We start from the raw sequence: 13,503 nt of genomic DNA on the forward strand, positions 1-13,503 counted from the left end.
TCAAGCGCCGCTACTGTCCAGTTTTCGAGCGCCGTCGACACCGCTGCGGTCGACAGGCAAAATGGATCGTCGGATCTTGTCGCGAACGATCGCCGAAGCGGGACCGCTGCAGACGCTGACGGCCGAGGAACTACGCCTCGACACCCAACCGGTCACCATCGATCCTCGACCGAGGCCGGGACGTGCCTGGCTGCGGTTCGGCTCGACGCCGGTGCTCGTGGACGTCGAAGTGTGCCGGTGGACAGACGATGCCTGCGCGGTGCGGTTTCGCGTCGACGACAAGGAGTACCGGACGTGGGTGTGGGCGTCGGCGGTACTCTCCCCCGACCGCGCCTGACTGCCCGGTGCTCGATGAGCTACCGAGGCGTCAGGTGTAAGGCGCTTTGAGTCGACCGTGCAGCACGTACTGTTTCGGACGGATCTGGGAGAGCGCCAGCTTGCGCGGCGTCTGACCACCCGGGAGGGTCAGCCGAACACGTCCGACTGCCGTGGCCTCTGGGTTGAGCTCCAGACGGCGACCCTCCCACTCCCAGTTGTCGTCAACCTCGACGACGGCACGGTAGCGGGCACGCTCAGTCTTGACCTGCGCGGCCGCCGAGAGAATCGGAACACAACGCGGCCTCCGCGTCGGGTTCGACGCGACGAATGGAATCTCCCAGTCCGCGTCGACCACGCGGTCGTCCACCAGGACGGGCGCCATCACTTCCAGCTTCACACCTTCGAGCGAGGTGGGCAGGCTGCGCCGACTAAATCCTCGAACCCCCCACACGAACACGAAGAGCAGGACCACGAACGCAACGAGATTGATGATCCAACTTGTCGAACCCCACTCAGCCATGACGCGCCTCCATCCGCTTCTGGTGCCTGCCGGCCGCGCGGTAGACGCTGCTGCGCGACGTGTTGAATAGCGTGGCGATCTCTGCCGGAGTCATCTCGTTGTCCGCGAGGTGCCTGGCGATCGCCGCATCCTTCTCGGGCGACAAGCTCGGCTGCCGGCCTTTCAACTTCGCCCGGACCGCGGGGCGCGCCATCGCCTCCTGGGTCCGAAGACTGATCCATCCGCCCTCAGCCTCGGCCATGCCGGCGAGGAAAGTGAGAAACAGCTTCGACCACGGGTCGCGAGGGTCGTACGTGGTGCGCCCCATCTGAAAAATCACGCCCCGTTCGGTGAGCTCACGAACCTGCCGGAGCGTCTCTTCCGCGTTCCGCGCGAACCGGTCCAGCCGTGGGACGACGAGAGTATCCCCCTCTCGCACCGCGGCCATCGCTTCACGCAGCCCCGAACGCTCGAGGTTCTTACCCGTAAACCCCTCGTCGGTGTAGATCCGGTCGGGGGCAACACCTAGCTCGAGCAGGGCGAGGCGCTGCGTCTCGACGTCCTGGGCGATAGTGGACACCCGCGCGTAGCCAACGATCATCTGACCTTCCTCGTCGTCCCATATAGGGAACCGTCAGCGGGATTCCTTACGAACACGCTATATGGGACAAGGACGGGCAGTGGGGAACTCCGTTGTACTACCTGGACCATGTCGGGGAGCTGCCGCATCGGCTCGCGGGTGCCCTCGAGGAGATCGCGCGAGCCCCTACGGGCGGCATCCTTTTCCCACTATGGCGCAGGCTGGGATCGGACCGGCCTGCTGGCTGCGGTCCTGCTGAAGGCCGCCGGTGTGACCGAGGATGCCGCGACCCGCGACTACCTCTCGTCGTTCGCCAACGCCGTGGCCATGGCGGAGCTCCACAGCCGTTCGTTCGACGTCGCTGAGCGTCTGAGCGTCCTCGACCGCTTCGGGCATACGCCGGAGTCCGCCTTCCGCGACATGTACCGCCGGCTCGATCTCGACGCGTGGCTGAGCTCGTACGTCGACGGCGACACCGCCAGGGCCATCACGACGTGGCGCGGCGCCATCGCCTCTGCACCGGGTCTGCAGGCAGCCTCGATAGACTCGGCGGCGGGCCCCGACCAGGCCCCCGGACGAGGGTTCAGTACCCGGTGAGCGACAAGACTGGCCAGGAGGTCAGTGATGTTGTCGTGGATCGTTCTCATCGTCGCCGGGATGCTCGAAGCCGTGTGGGCCACCGCGCTCGGGCGCTCCGAAGGCTTCACGAAGCTGTGGCCGACGGTCACCTTCGGTGTCGCGCTCGTCGCCAGCATGGGCGGTCTCGCCTTCGCGCTGCGCGAGATCCCCACCGGGACGGGGTACGCCGTGTGGGTCGGCATCGGGGCATCCCTCACCGTGGTCTGGGCGATGGTGACGGGCGCCGAGTCGGTCTCCGTGGTGAAGATCCTGCTCATCCTCGGCCTCGTCGCGTGCATCGTCGGGCTCAAGCTCGTCTCGGATTGACGCGCCGCGCTGTCAACCCCGGGCATCCGCGCGAGCGTCGCGTTAGCGTCACGTCCACAGAGGACACCGACCGACGGAGGGCGACATGACCGGCGACGACCGCAGCATCGATGACAACGCGTACGAGGGGCCGGATGTGGAGCTCCCCACCCACGACGGCGCGGTACCGGGCGGTGTGCCGCCATTCGGCCATCCCGCCCACCCGGACGAGGACCAGGACGCGCGCGAGGACTGAGGTCCCGTGGAACGACGAAGGGGACCCGGCGCGATGCCGAGTCCCCTTCGCTTCCGTGTGCCCCCGGAGGGATTCGAACCCCCGACTTCTGGTACCGGAAACCAACGCTCTATCCCCTGAGCTACGGAGGCGTACCGATCGAGACTATCACCGGTGCGGCCGCTCCCGCGCGCACGTCCACGCCGTCGCCTAGCCTGAAGCGATGACCTCCTCCGCTCCCGCCCCGACCGCGCGGGAGCAGCTCGTCGGCCTCGTCGAATCCGTCGCGAGCGGCGCCGCCCAGCCGGGTTTCGAGGTGCTGCGTTCGATGCCGGAGGTGCCGGGTGCCCGGCCGGCGGCGGTGCTCATCCTGTTCGGCGTCCTCGACGACGTGCCGGCCGAGCGCGAGGCGGCTGAGAGCGCCGTCTCCCGCGATCTCGACGTGCTGCTGCTCTCCCGCGCCGAGACGCTGCGCGCCCACCCGGGACAGGTCGCGTTCCCCGGCGGACGCGTCGATCCGGGGGATGCGGATGCCGTCGCGGCATCCCTCCGCGAGGCGTGGGAGGAGACGGGGCTCGAGGTCGACGGGGTCGACGTCCTCGGCACGCTCGAGCCGATCCCGCTCGAGTTCTCCCGCCACCTCGTGACACCCGTGGTCGCGTGGTGGCGCCGCCCGTCACCCGTGCGCGTCGTGGACGAGGCCGAGTCGGCGGACGTGTTCCGCGCTCCCGTCGCCGATCTGCTCGACCCCGCCCACCGGGGCGTCACCGTTGTGCGGAGCGACCGGGGCGAGTTCCGAGGGCCCGCGTTCCTCATCCCGACACCCCGCGGCGACCGTCTCGTATGGGGGTTCACCGCCATGATCCTGGCGGGCCTGTTCACCCGGCTCGGCTGGGAGGAGCCGTGGGATGCGGGCCGTGTCATCCCCCTGCCGGGTCAGAACGCGTAGAAGTTCGCGTAGTCCGACAGCAGCAGGTCGGTCGCATCCTCCGGGACGAGGTAGGCGACAAGCCCCTCGACCGTCTCGCCCTCGGCGATCGTGCCCTGGTCGACCAGCAGCGTCGTGTCGTCAGGCGGCACGACGTACGCGCTCGGGTAGCTCATCCCGTCCGGGGTCGCGACCGACAGGTCGTACGACGCGTACGACGCCTCGATGCCCTCGGGATCGAGTCCCGTCACCGTCATCTCGACGAGGACGTACCGCATGCCGGTGATGTCCCTCTCGTTGTAGGCATTCCACCCCAGGATCTCGGCGGTGGCGTCCTCGTCGACGAGCCGGACGTCGGCACGGTACTCGTCGCGCGACGACGAACCCGCCACGTACGGCAGGGGGAGCGGGTCCTCCAGGGACCCGGGACCGGTCTCGGGGGCGTAGGGCTCGAAGTCGCGGTCCGAGGGGGATGCCTCGGGTGCCGGTGCCGCGCCCGCATCGGGATCGCTGTAGGTCGGGCTCGGCGCCCAGATCAGGGAGCCGATCGAGATCGACACGATGAGCGCCCACGCCAGTCCGAGGCCGGAGAGGACCGTGCCCGTCACCGCGAGCGCCTTGCGCTGCCGGCGGACGAGGGCGATCACGCCGATGACGGCGCCGGTCAGGGCGATGAGGAGTCCGAGGAACGGGATCCACGCCGACAGGAAGGCCGCGATGCCGAGCACGAGTGCCGCGACCGCCCACCCCTGCGGCGCGCTCGGCGCCAGGACGGGGCCGCCGTACGGTGCGTACCCCGCCGGCGGCGCTCCGTGTGGTGCCGGCGGCGCTCCGTAGGGCGCGTGCGGCGGCACCGGGCCGTACGCCGGCACGGGACCCTGCGCCGGAGGAACGGCGGCGGCGTCGGCGGGGAGGAACGGGGGAGCGGCGTGCCACGCCGCGCCGTCCCAGTAGCGGAGTTCGTTGCCGGCGTGCGGAGCCGGATACCACCCGGGAGGCGTCGTCTCGCTCACGTCCGTGTTCCCCCTCGTCGATGCATCGGGAGCCCACCGGCCCCTTCCACGTCGAGCGTACAAGCGCAAGGGGACGCGCCTCCGGGGCTGTCCACCGTAGCGTCGAGGCGGTAGGAAGGGAGCCCACATGGCACGCATCACGATCATCGGGGGACACGGGAAGGTCGCGCTGCTGCTTGCGCCGCTCCTGGTCGAGGCCGGACACGACGTCACGTCCGTCATCCGCCACCCGGAGCACGAGCAGGACGTCGCCCGCACGGGCGCCCGCCCGGTCGTCGCCGACGTCGCGGCATCCGATCTCGACGCCCTCACCGATCTGCTGGCCGACAGCGACGCGGTCGTCTGGTCCGCCGGCGCCGGTGGCGGCTCGCCCGAGCGCACCTACGCGGTGGATCGGGATGCCGCGATCCGATCGATCGACGCGGCCGTCGCCGCTGAGGCGCGCCGCTACGTCATGGTGTCCTACTTCGGCGCCGGGCCGGATCACGGGGTCGACCCGTCGGACGGCTTCTACGCGTACGCCGAGGCGAAGGCGGCGGCGGACGAACACCTGCGGGGCGCCGACCTCGACTGGACGATCCTCGCGCCGTCGGCGCTGACCCTGGACGAGCCGACGGGGAGGATCGACGCCCGCTCCGACGAGGGGACCTCGGTCCCGCGTGCGGACGTCGCCGCCGTGATCGCGGCGGTGCTGGCGGAACCGGCCACGATCGGACGGACCGTCTCGTTCAACACCGGCGACGTGCCGATCGCCGAGGCCATCCGGCCGTGAGAGGTCAGGGCCGGACGGGCGCCGACTCGTCCTCGGCCGGGGCGACGGCGTCGGTGCTCGCGCTGCGGTCGACGAGCGCCTGCTGAAGCCGCTCGGCGAGGTACGCGTGACCCCGGTCCGAGGGATGCCGCTTGCCGGCGCCGACGTCGATCACGTCGAGGTAGTTGGCGGGGGTGACCCACTGCTCCTGGAGCGGCGAGATGTACCACCAGTGCCGGTCGGCGGCCGCCTCCTGGAGGTCGCGGTCGATGCGGGCGGTGCCCTCGTCGATCGGGAACTGGTGCGGGGTCGGCCCGAAGATCACGATCTGCGCGTGCGGGTACAGCCGGGCGAAGACGTCCCAGGTGGCGTCGACGGCCTCGCGGTAGCCGCGCTCTCCCTGCTGACGGTCGTTGATGGAGCCCTGGATGATGATCAGGTCGTAGTCGGCGGCCGGGTCGAGCCACTTCGCCCGCGTGCGGAAGTCGGGACCGTCCCACCCGGGCTTCATGTAGCCCGAGCCGCGCACGCCGTCGACGGTCACGTCCCATCCGGTGAGCCGCCCGAGGCGGTACGCGTAGCCGTCCGTGGGGACGGTCGCTGCCGCGCCGTAGGTCCAGGAGTCGCCGAAGACGAGCACGTCGGGGTCGGCCGGGAGCGAGAGCGGCTCGACGGCGGAGACGCCGTCCGATGAGGATGCGGCGTCGACGGCGGAGATGCTGCGCCACGGCTGCCACGCGGCGAGCGCGACGATGGCGGCGACTCCGACGGCGATGATCCCCAGTCCCCACCCCCGAGCGCGTCGTTCAGAGGTCATGCGACGAGGGTAAGCGATGATCCCCGAACTCGCCGAGCACGATCTTCACCGTGGGAGGATTGCTCGGTGCAGCGTGTCGTCACGGCGGAACTCGACCTCGACCTCGAGGGCGAGCTCGACCTCATCCTCTCCGTCGCCGTGGCCGCCGGCACTCCGCTCGCCCACGAGTCCCTCCGCATCCTGCGGAACGGCGAGGATCTGCCCGCCGTGACGGTGACGGATGCCGTGGGCACGCGGCTGCACCGCCTCCGCCTGGGGGCGGGCCCCGTGCAGGTGCGGTACGACGCACGCGTCGACGGGCCGCTCGCCGTGGCCCCGGCCTCCGACCTCGACACCGCCGTCTACCTCCGGCCGAGCCGCTACGCCCCGTCGGACTCCGTCTTCGCGCAGGCGCGCCGCCAGTTCGGGGGGCTCCGCGGCACCGACCTCCTCGCCGCCGTCGAGTCCTTCGTCGCCGAGACCGTGACCTATTCGCCAGGTCTGTCGCTCGGCACCGACTCGGCCCTCACGACGCTCGCCACGGGGCAAGGCGTCTGCCGCGATTACGCGCACCTCGTCATCGCGCTCCTGCGGGCGATGGACGTCCCCGCCCGCTACGTCGCGTGCTACGCACCGGGTCTCGTCCCGATGGACTTCCACGCGGTCGCCGAGGCGTGGATCGACGGGCGCTGGCTCGTCGTCGACGCGACCCGGCTGTCGAACCGTCGCGGGCTGGTGCGCATCGCGACGGGGCGGGATGCCGCGGACTGCGCCTTCCTCAGCTATTACGGTGCGAACCTGGCGCTGCGACGGCTCGTCGTGGACGCGCGCGTCGACGCCGACGAGGCGGTCGCCGCCGCGGCATCCGATCCGCAGCGGGACGATCGGGCAGCGCTGGTCTCGATCGGGTGATTAGGGTGATGCGTAGGACATCGGGGAGGTGCGGGTGAAGACCGCAGATGACGCCATTCGGCGAGCGATCATCGAGGACTACCGCGTGCTGGGCGAGGCCCCGGAAGCGGACCTCCAGGGCCTGGTGCAGCTGGCCGCCACCGTGTGCGGCGTCCCCACCGCGGTCATCAACCTCATCGACGATCGGTTCCAGCATCAGATCGCGGCGGTCGGTATCGAGCCGGCTGTCTGCAGCCGCGAGGACTCGATGTGCGCGGTCGTGTTCCGCAAGCCGGGTCACACCGTCGTCACCGACGCGAGCCTCGACGAGCGATTCGCGGGCAATCCGTTCGTGACCGGGGAGGTCGCCAACGTCAAGTTCTATGCCTCGAGCCCGCTCATCACCCCGACGGGGGTGCCCATCGGCACCATCTGCATCTTCGACGAGGTGCCGCGTGAGCTCCCCGAGGACGAGAGTGCGGCGCTCGCCCTCATCGCGCGCCAGATCGTCGACGTGCTCGAACTGCGCCGCATCTCGCGGGAGCTCGGCGAGTCGAACGAGCAGCTCGAGAACTTCGCGGCGCAGGTCGCGCACGACCTCCGCAATCCGCTGACCGCGCTCACCGGCTACATCGAGCTCGCCGCGGACGTCCCCGAGGTCGCCGGTCTCCCTGCGGCGTCGCGCGCGCTCGCCCGCGCCGAATCGGTCGCCGACAGGATGTCGGGGATGATCGCGCGGCTGCTGGACTACGCGCGCGTCGGCGGATCGCCCATCCGTCGCACCGCGGTCGACGTCGAACCGCTCGTCGCCTCGACGATGGAGGACCTCCGCAGCGCGGGCGAGGACAACGGCGCCGAGGTGACGGTCGAGGCATCCGTCCCCGTCCAGGCCGACCCGACCCTGGCAAGCGTCCTCGTGCAGAACCTCGTCGGGAACGCGGTCAAGTTCGCCGGGACCGGCGGTCGCCTCCCGCGGGTCGTCGTCTCGGTCGGAACGGTCGCGTCCGGCGTGCGCATCGTCGTCGACGACAACGGCCCGGGCGTCCCGGTCGCCGAGCGGGAGCTCGTGCTCGAGCCGCTCGAGCGCGGATCGAACGCCGAGGCCCCCGGCTTCGGCATCGGCCTCGCGACGTGCCGTCGCATCGTCGAGTCCCACGGCGGCCGCCTCGGGATCGACGATTCGCCGCTCGGGGGAGCCCGCGTCTGGGTCGTCCTGCCGTCGGCGTGAGGGTCTCCCGACCGTAGACTTGTCGGGTTATGACTCCCGACGCCCTCTCCGCCGCCCTCCTCGCCGTCGTCCTCCCGCTCGTCGAGGCGCGACGACCCGGCGCCGGTGAGGCGCTCACCGTCGCCGACTTCCCGGTCGAGCGGCCGAAGAACCGCGATCACGGCGACTGGGCCTCCAACGCCGCCCTGAAGCTGTCGAAGCAGGTCGGGGCGAACCCGCGCGAGTTCGCGGCCGAGGTCGCCGACGCGCTCGCCGCCGTCGACGGGATCGCCTCGGTCGAGGTCGCCGGTCCCGGGTTCATCAACATCCGACTGGATGCCGCCGCCGCCGGCGCGCTCGCGAAGATGATCGTCGACGCCGGTGCGAGCTTCGGACACGGGCGCACGCAGGAGGGCAACACGATCAACCTCGAGTTCGTCAGCGCGAACCCGACCGGTCCCATGCACATCGGCCACACGCGGTGGGCGGCGCTCGGCGACGCGATCGCGCGTCTGCTGCTGGCCAGCGGCGCGACCCTCGTGCGCGAGTTCTACATCAACGACGCCGGCGCGCAGATGGATCGCTTCGGCCGCTCGGTCCTCGCCCGCATCGAGGGCAAGCCGACGCCCGAGGACGGGTACGCCGGCGCGTACATCGACGACCTCGCGACCCGGGTCGCCGCCGCCGAGCCGGGTCTGGGCGACCTGCCCGAGGCCGAGCGCGTTGCTGTGGCCCGCGACAAGGCCTACGAGCTGCAGCTCGCGGAGCTCCAGGCATCCCTCGAGAAGTTCAACGTGCACTTCGACGTCTTCTTCAGCGAGCGCACGCTCCACGCGAAGAAGCCGGACGGCGGCCCGAGCCTCGTCGACGAGGCCGTCGACCGCCTCCGCGCGCAGGGCCACGTGTTCGACGCCGAGGGTGCGGTCTGGGTGCGCACGACCGATTTCGGCGACGACAAGGACCGCGTCATCCGTCGGTCCAACGGCGAGTACACCTACTTCGCCGCCGACGCCGCCTACTACCTGAACAAAGGCGACCGCGGCTTCGCGCACAAGATCTACCTGCTCGGCGCCGACCACCACGGGTACGTGCACCGCCTCAAGGCGCTCGCAGGGGCTGCCGGCGACGACCCGGAGAAGGACATCGAGGTGCTCATCGGGCAGCTCGTGTCGGTCAACGGCGCGCGCCTGTCCAAGCGCGCGGGCAACATCATCGAGCTCGACGACCTGCGCGAGTGGCTCGGCACGGACGCGCTGCGGTACTCGCTCGCGCGCTACCCGGCCGATTCGCCGCTGACGCTCGATCCCGAGATCCTGCAGAAGCGCACGAACGACAACCCGGTGTTCTACGTGCAGTACGCCCACGCGCGCACGCACAACGTCGCCCGGAACGCCGCGGACTCCGGCGTCTCGCGCGACGCGTTCGCCCCCGAGCTGCTCACGCACGAGACCGAGTCCGCTCTCCTCGGCGCCCTGCAGGAGTTCCCGCGCCTGGTCGCCTTCGCGGCCGAGCTGCGTGAGCCGCACCGCATCGCGCGCTACCTCGAGGAGCTCGCGAGCCTCTACCACCGCTGGTACGACTCCTGCCGTGTGACGCCCCTCGGCGACGAGGAGGTCACCGACCTGCACCGCACGCGCCTGTGGCTCAACGACGCCACCGGCCAGGTGCTGCGCAACGGTCTCGACCTGCTCGGCGTGAGCGCGCCCGAGCGGATGTGACATGACGACCGTCACGGCGCCCCGCCGACGTCGCCGCGGCTGGGTCGTGGTGATCGTCGTCGTCGCGGTGCTCGCCGCCCTGGTGGTCGCGGCGGAGTTCGCGGCGCGGGCGATCGTGCCGCAGGTCGTCCGCTCGCGGCTGATCGAGAACCTCGGCCTGCCCGCGGACCAGGCGATCGACGTCGAGATCCCCGGGCTCGTCCTGCCCCAGCTCGCCGTCGGCAGCATCGCTCAGATGAGCGTGTCCGCTGACGACGTCGACGTCGAGGGGATCTCGGGCGACGTCCGGGTCGACATCGAGGATGCCCCGGTCCGGGGCGGCGACTGGAGCAGCGCCCGCGCCGTCGTCGTGCTGGACCAGGACCAGGTCCGGACGATCCTGTCGCGGGTGGACGGGTTCCCGGTGGACGCCTTCCGCCTCGCGCCCCCCGAGGTCGCCCTCGATACGGAACTGAACCTGTTCGGGGCCGCCATTCCACTGGGTGTGCGCCTGTCCGCGGCCGCGGAGGACGGCGACCTCGTCCTCTCGCCGACGACCTTCCGGCTCGGCGACGTCGACGTGAGCGCCGACGCGCTCCGCGAGCAGGTCGGGCCGCTCGTCGGGTCCTTCGCGCAGAGCTGGCCGGTGTGCCTCGCGCAGTACCTGCCGCGGGCGCTCACCCTGACGGGCGTCGCCGTCGAGGAGCGCGGGGTCGTCGCGACCTTCGACATCGACAGCGCGATTCTGCGCGACGAGACCGCGCAGCAGCCCGGTTCCTGCTCCGACGCCTCGTAGCGTCACGGGGCCGGGGGCGGCGGCCGGGGTGCCCTAGACTGTGGGCACCGTCGGGGCGTGGCCACACCGCCCGACGATCCCGTTCCCACCCGATTGGTGCCCCTGCGTGTCCACCGCCTCCGACCGTCCCGCCGTGCCCGAGTGGCTCTCGAAGCCGGATGATGCGAATGCGCTCGTCGAGGCCGTCTGGCCCGCCGGCGCGACGCGCGACGACACCGGCGCGCTCGTCCTCGGTGGCGTGCCGGCGACCGAGCTGGCCGAGCGGTTCGGCACGCCGCTCTACGTCCTCGACGAGGACCTCGTCCGCGCCCGCGCCCGCGAGGTGCTGACGGCGTTCCGGGATGCCGCGGCCCGCCACGGCGGCACGGCGCGGGTCTACTACGCGGGCAAGGCATTCCTCACGACCGACGTCGTGCGCTGGGTGACCGCGGAGGGCCTCGGCGTCGATGTCGCCAGCGGCGGCGAGCTGGCGGTGGCCCTGGCCGCGGGCGCGGACCCGAGCCGTCTCGGGCTCCATGGCAACAACAAGCTCCTGCCCGAGCTCGCCCGCGCCGTGCGCGCGGGCGTCGGCTCGATCGTCATCGACTCGCTCGTCGAGATCGAGCGGATCGCGGCCGAGGCCGCCTCCCAAGGCGTCGTGCAGACCGTTCTCGTCCGCGTCAACAGCGGCGTCCACGCCGAGACGCACGACTTCCTGGCGACCGCCCACGAGGATCAGAAGTTCGGCTTCGCCCTGACGGATGCCGAGGCGGCGGTCGCCCGCATCCGCGAGCTGCCTTCGCTGCGCTTCGCGGGGCTGCACTGCCACATCGGCTCGCAGATCTTCGGCACGGCCGGGTTCGCCGAGTCCGCCGCCCGCGTCGTCGAGGTCCACGCGCGGCTGCGCGAGGGCGGCGAGGTCCCGATGCTGAACCTCGGCGGCGGCTTCGGCATCGCCTACACGTCGAAGGACGACCCGACCCCCATCGCGGAGCTCGCCGAGGGGATCGTCGCGGCGGTCGCCCGCGAGTGCGCGAGCCGCGGCATCCCTCTTCCCGAACTCGCGTTCGAGCCGGGACGCGCGATCGTCGGCCGCGCCGGCGTGACCCTGTACTCGGTCGGCACGGTGAAGCCCGTCCGCGTCTCGGACGACCTCGAGCGGCTGTACGTGAGCGTCGACGGCGGCATGAGCGACAACGCGCGGACGGCGCTGTACGGCGCCGACTACAGCGCCCGCATCGCGAGCCGTCGCAGCGACGCGGACGCCGCGCTCGCGCGCGTCGTCGGTCGGCACTGCGAGGCGGGCGACATCGTCGTCGGCGCGGAGTACCTTCCGGGCGACGTGGCCCCGGGCGACCTGCTGGCCGTCGCGGCGACCGGCGCGTACTGCTTCTCGCTCGCGAGCAACTACAACTACCTGACGCGCCCTCCCGTGGTCGCCGTCGGCGGCGGTGCCGCCCGGCTGATCGTCCGCGGAGAGGACGAGAACGACCTGCTGGCGCGCGACCTCGGCGTCGCACCGGCCGCATCCCGCACCACCGAGGAGTCCGCATGATCGAACCCCGCCGCCTGCGCGTCGCGCTGCTGGGAGCCGGCGCCGTCGGATCCCAGGTCGCCCGCCTGCTGCTGACCCACGCCGACGAGCTCGCCGACCGGGCCGGTGCGCCGCTCGACCTCGTCGGGATCGCCGTCCGCGACGTGGATGCGCCGCGCGAGGCCGACCTGCCGCGCGATCTGTTCACGACCGACGCCGACACCCTCATCGCCGGCGCCGACATCGTGATCGAGGTCACCGGCGGTCTCGAGCCGGCGCGCACCCGGATCCTCCACGCCCTGTCCTCCGGCGCCGACGTCGTCACCGCCAACAAGGCGCTGCTGGCCACCCACGGCAGTGAGATCTTCGACGCCGCCGACCAGGTCGGTGCGACCGTCGCCTACGAGGCCGCCGTCGCCGGCGCCATCCCGATCATCCGTCCGCTGCGCGACTCGCTCGCCGGCGACCGCGTCCGCCGCATCATGGGCATCGTCAACGGGACGACGAACTACATCCTCGACCGCATGGACCGCGAGGGCCTCGGCTTCGACGAGGTGCTCGCCGAGGCGCAGCGGCTCGGGTACGCCGAGGCCGACCCGACGGCGGATGTCGAGGGGTACGACGCGGCGCAGAAGGCCGCCATCCTCGCGAGCCTCGCCTTCCACACGACCGTCCCGCTCGAGGCCGTGCACCGCGAGGGCATCACGGCGGTGGATGCCGGTGTCATCGAGGCCGCCCGCAAGGCGGGCTACGTCGTGAAGCTGCTCGCCGTCTGCGAGCGTCTCGTCGACCAGCCCGACGCTGCGCCCACGGGCGAGGCCATCTCGGTGCGCGTCTACCCGGCGCTGGTCCCGCGCGAGCACCCGCTGGCGTCCGTCCACGGCGCCAACAACGCCGTGTTCGTCGAGGCCGAGGCCGCCGGCGACCTCATGTTCTACGGCGCCGGCGCCGGGGGAGTGCAGACCGCGTCGGCCGTGCTCGGCGACGTCGTCTCGGCCGCGCGTCGTCACGTCGCCGGGGGGCCGGGTGTCGGCGAGTCGACGCGGGCCGGACTTGCGATCGTGCCGATCGGCCGCATCCGCACCAGCTGCCAGATCACGCTCGAGGTCGACGACCGACCGGGCGTCCTGGCCACCGTCGCGGGGATCCTCAGCGACGGGGACGTGTCCATCGCGACCGTCGAACAGACCACCTCGGGCGACGCCGTCGTCCGGGACGGCGGGGATGCCGTCGCGCACCTCGTCATCGGAACCCACACGGCCCGGGAGCAGGACCTGGCCGACACCGTCGAGCGCCTCGCTGCCACCAGCGCGGTGCGTCGGGTGGTCTCGGTCCTGCGGGTAGAAGGAGACTGA

15 protein-coding genes, 1 tRNA gene, 1 pseudogene and 1 riboswitch are annotated in these 13,503 nt (G+C 71.6%); of the genes and pseudogenes, 12 read left to right on the plus strand and 5 right to left on the minus strand.

What is annotated here, in order from left to right:
• Positions 1-76 precede the first annotated feature (76 nt).
• On the plus strand, positions 77-337 hold the full coding sequence (locus ACPEH2_RS01305; protein ID WP_423718051.1) for a hypothetical protein: 261 nt from the start codon (positions 77-79) through the stop codon (positions 335-337).
• Between the two features lie 30 nt (positions 338-367).
• Here ACPEH2_RS01305 and ACPEH2_RS01310 read toward each other — a convergent pair whose 3' ends face one another.
• Both ACPEH2_RS01310 and ACPEH2_RS01315 read right to left on the minus strand, forming a co-directional pair.
• Positions 368-838 carry a hypothetical protein gene (locus ACPEH2_RS01310; RefSeq protein ID WP_423718052.1) on the minus strand — a complete coding sequence of 157 codons (471 nt, stop codon included), beginning with the start codon at positions 836-838 and terminating at the stop codon, positions 368-370.
• Complete coding sequence (locus tag ACPEH2_RS01315) at positions 831-1,418, minus strand: recombinase family protein (protein ID WP_423718053.1); 588 nt, start codon at positions 1,416-1,418, stop codon at positions 831-833. The genes ACPEH2_RS01310 and ACPEH2_RS01315 overlap by 8 nt, the downstream gene beginning before the upstream one ends.
• A gap of 108 nt (positions 1,419-1,526) precedes the next feature.
• Here ACPEH2_RS01315 and ACPEH2_RS01320 point away from each other — a divergent pair.
• From ACPEH2_RS01320 to ACPEH2_RS01330, 3 genes and pseudogenes are all read left to right on the plus strand, one after another.
• A pseudogene (locus ACPEH2_RS01320) lies at positions 1,527-1,766 on the plus strand (tyrosine-protein phosphatase); the annotation flags it as partial.
• 182 nt (positions 1,767-1,948) lie between these two features.
• Positions 1,949-2,012, plus strand: a riboswitch (guanidine-III (ykkC-III) riboswitch).
• A gap of 12 nt (positions 2,013-2,024) precedes the next feature.
• Positions 2,025-2,342, plus strand: coding sequence for a DMT family transporter (locus ACPEH2_RS01325; RefSeq protein WP_217531235.1), 318 nt, complete (start codon positions 2,025-2,027; stop codon positions 2,340-2,342).
• 85 nt (positions 2,343-2,427) lie between these two features.
• Positions 2,428-2,577 carry a hypothetical protein gene (locus tag ACPEH2_RS01330; RefSeq protein ID WP_311284247.1) on the plus strand — a complete coding sequence of 50 codons (150 nt, stop codon included), beginning with the start codon at positions 2,428-2,430 and terminating at the stop codon, positions 2,575-2,577.
• A 58-nt stretch (positions 2,578-2,635) separates the two neighbouring features.
• Here ACPEH2_RS01330 and ACPEH2_RS01335 read toward each other — a convergent pair.
• Positions 2,636-2,708: transfer RNA gene (locus ACPEH2_RS01335), tRNA-Arg, on the minus strand.
• 71 nt (positions 2,709-2,779) lie between these two features.
• On the opposite strand from ACPEH2_RS01335, the gene ACPEH2_RS01340 reads away from it, so the two are divergent.
• Entirely contained in the window at positions 2,780-3,505 is a 726-nt protein-coding gene (locus ACPEH2_RS01340) for an NUDIX hydrolase (RefSeq protein ID WP_423718054.1), read from the plus strand.
• Here the strand turns inward: ACPEH2_RS01340 and ACPEH2_RS01345 are convergent.
• Positions 3,493-4,497: a DUF2510 domain-containing protein gene (locus tag ACPEH2_RS01345; RefSeq protein WP_359918005.1), complete on the minus strand. Its 1,005-nt coding sequence runs from the start codon at positions 4,495-4,497 to the stop codon at positions 3,493-3,495. The genes ACPEH2_RS01340 and ACPEH2_RS01345 overlap by 13 nt on opposite strands.
• Positions 4,498-4,624: 127 nt before the next feature.
• Between ACPEH2_RS01345 and ACPEH2_RS01350 the strand changes: the two genes are divergently transcribed.
• Positions 4,625-5,269 carry an NAD(P)-dependent oxidoreductase gene (locus ACPEH2_RS01350; protein ID WP_359918003.1) on the plus strand — a complete coding sequence of 215 codons (645 nt, stop codon included), beginning with the start codon at positions 4,625-4,627 and terminating at the stop codon, positions 5,267-5,269.
• A 4-nt stretch (positions 5,270-5,273) separates the two neighbouring features.
• Here the strand turns inward: ACPEH2_RS01350 and ACPEH2_RS01355 are convergent, their stop codons facing one another.
• Positions 5,274-6,065 (minus strand): SGNH/GDSL hydrolase family protein, encoded by a 792-nt coding sequence (locus tag ACPEH2_RS01355; RefSeq protein ID WP_359918001.1) that lies wholly within the window; start codon positions 6,063-6,065, stop codon positions 5,274-5,276.
• Positions 6,066-6,131: 66 nt separating this feature from the next.
• Here ACPEH2_RS01355 and ACPEH2_RS01360 point away from each other — a divergent pair, with 66 nt between their 5' ends.
• The 6 genes from ACPEH2_RS01360 (at position 6,132) to ACPEH2_RS01385 (ending at position 13,503) form a co-directional block, all read left to right on the plus strand.
• Positions 6,132-6,956, plus strand: a complete 825-nt coding sequence (locus ACPEH2_RS01360; RefSeq protein ID WP_359917999.1) for a transglutaminase-like domain-containing protein — start codon at positions 6,132-6,134, stop codon at positions 6,954-6,956.
• A 34-nt stretch (positions 6,957-6,990) separates the two neighbouring features.
• A complete protein-coding gene (locus ACPEH2_RS01365) occupies positions 6,991-8,163 on the plus strand; it encodes a sensor histidine kinase (RefSeq protein WP_359917997.1) in 1,173 nt (390 codons plus the stop codon).
• 29 nt (positions 8,164-8,192) lie between these two features.
• Positions 8,193-9,860 (plus strand): arginine--tRNA ligase, encoded by a 1,668-nt coding sequence (locus tag ACPEH2_RS01370; RefSeq protein WP_359917996.1) that lies wholly within the window; start codon positions 8,193-8,195, stop codon positions 9,858-9,860.
• A gap of 1 nt (position 9,861) precedes the next feature.
• Positions 9,862-10,635 carry a DUF2993 domain-containing protein gene (locus ACPEH2_RS01375; RefSeq protein WP_359917994.1) on the plus strand — a complete coding sequence of 258 codons (774 nt, stop codon included), beginning with the start codon at positions 9,862-9,864 and terminating at the stop codon, positions 10,633-10,635.
• Between the two features lie 106 nt (positions 10,636-10,741).
• A complete protein-coding gene (gene lysA, locus ACPEH2_RS01380) occupies positions 10,742-12,169 on the plus strand; it encodes a diaminopimelate decarboxylase (RefSeq protein WP_217531166.1) in 1,428 nt (475 codons plus the stop codon).
• On the plus strand, positions 12,166-13,503 hold the full coding sequence (locus ACPEH2_RS01385) for a homoserine dehydrogenase (RefSeq protein ID WP_359917992.1): 1,338 nt from the start codon (positions 12,166-12,168) through the stop codon (positions 13,501-13,503). Before lysA ends, ACPEH2_RS01385 begins: the two co-directional genes overlap by 4 nt.

Origin of the sequence: Microbacterium sp. NPDC064942 (assembly GCF_049545525.1) — a bacterium.
Classification (GTDB): domain Bacteria; phylum Actinomycetota; class Actinomycetes; order Actinomycetales; family Microbacteriaceae; genus Microbacterium; species Microbacterium gawkjiense.

Coding starts and splice junctions, on each gene's coding strand:
- ACPEH2_RS01310 (WP_423718052.1), bottom strand. CDS start 838: ATGGCTGAGTGGGGTTCGACAAGTTGGATCATCAATCTCGTTGCGTTC.
- ACPEH2_RS01315 (WP_423718053.1), bottom strand. CDS start 1,418: ATGATCGTTGGCTACGCGCGGGTGTCCACTATCGCCCAGGACGTCGAG.
- ACPEH2_RS01330 (WP_311284247.1), top strand. CDS start 2,428: ATGACCGGCGACGACCGCAGCATCGATGACAACGCGTACGAGGGGCCG.
- ACPEH2_RS01340 (WP_423718054.1), top strand. CDS start 2,780: ATGACCTCCTCCGCTCCCGCCCCGACCGCGCGGGAGCAGCTCGTCGGC.
- ACPEH2_RS01350 (WP_359918003.1), top strand. CDS start 4,625: ATGGCACGCATCACGATCATCGGGGGACACGGGAAGGTCGCGCTGCTG.
- ACPEH2_RS01355 (WP_359918001.1), bottom strand. CDS start 6,065: ATGACCTCTGAACGACGCGCTCGGGGGTGGGGACTGGGGATCATCGCC.
- ACPEH2_RS01370 (WP_359917996.1), top strand. CDS start 8,193: ATGACTCCCGACGCCCTCTCCGCCGCCCTCCTCGCCGTCGTCCTCCCG.
- ACPEH2_RS01375 (WP_359917994.1), top strand. CDS start 9,862: ATGACGACCGTCACGGCGCCCCGCCGACGTCGCCGCGGCTGGGTCGTG.
- ACPEH2_RS01385 (WP_359917992.1), top strand. CDS start 12,166: ATGATCGAACCCCGCCGCCTGCGCGTCGCGCTGCTGGGAGCCGGCGCC.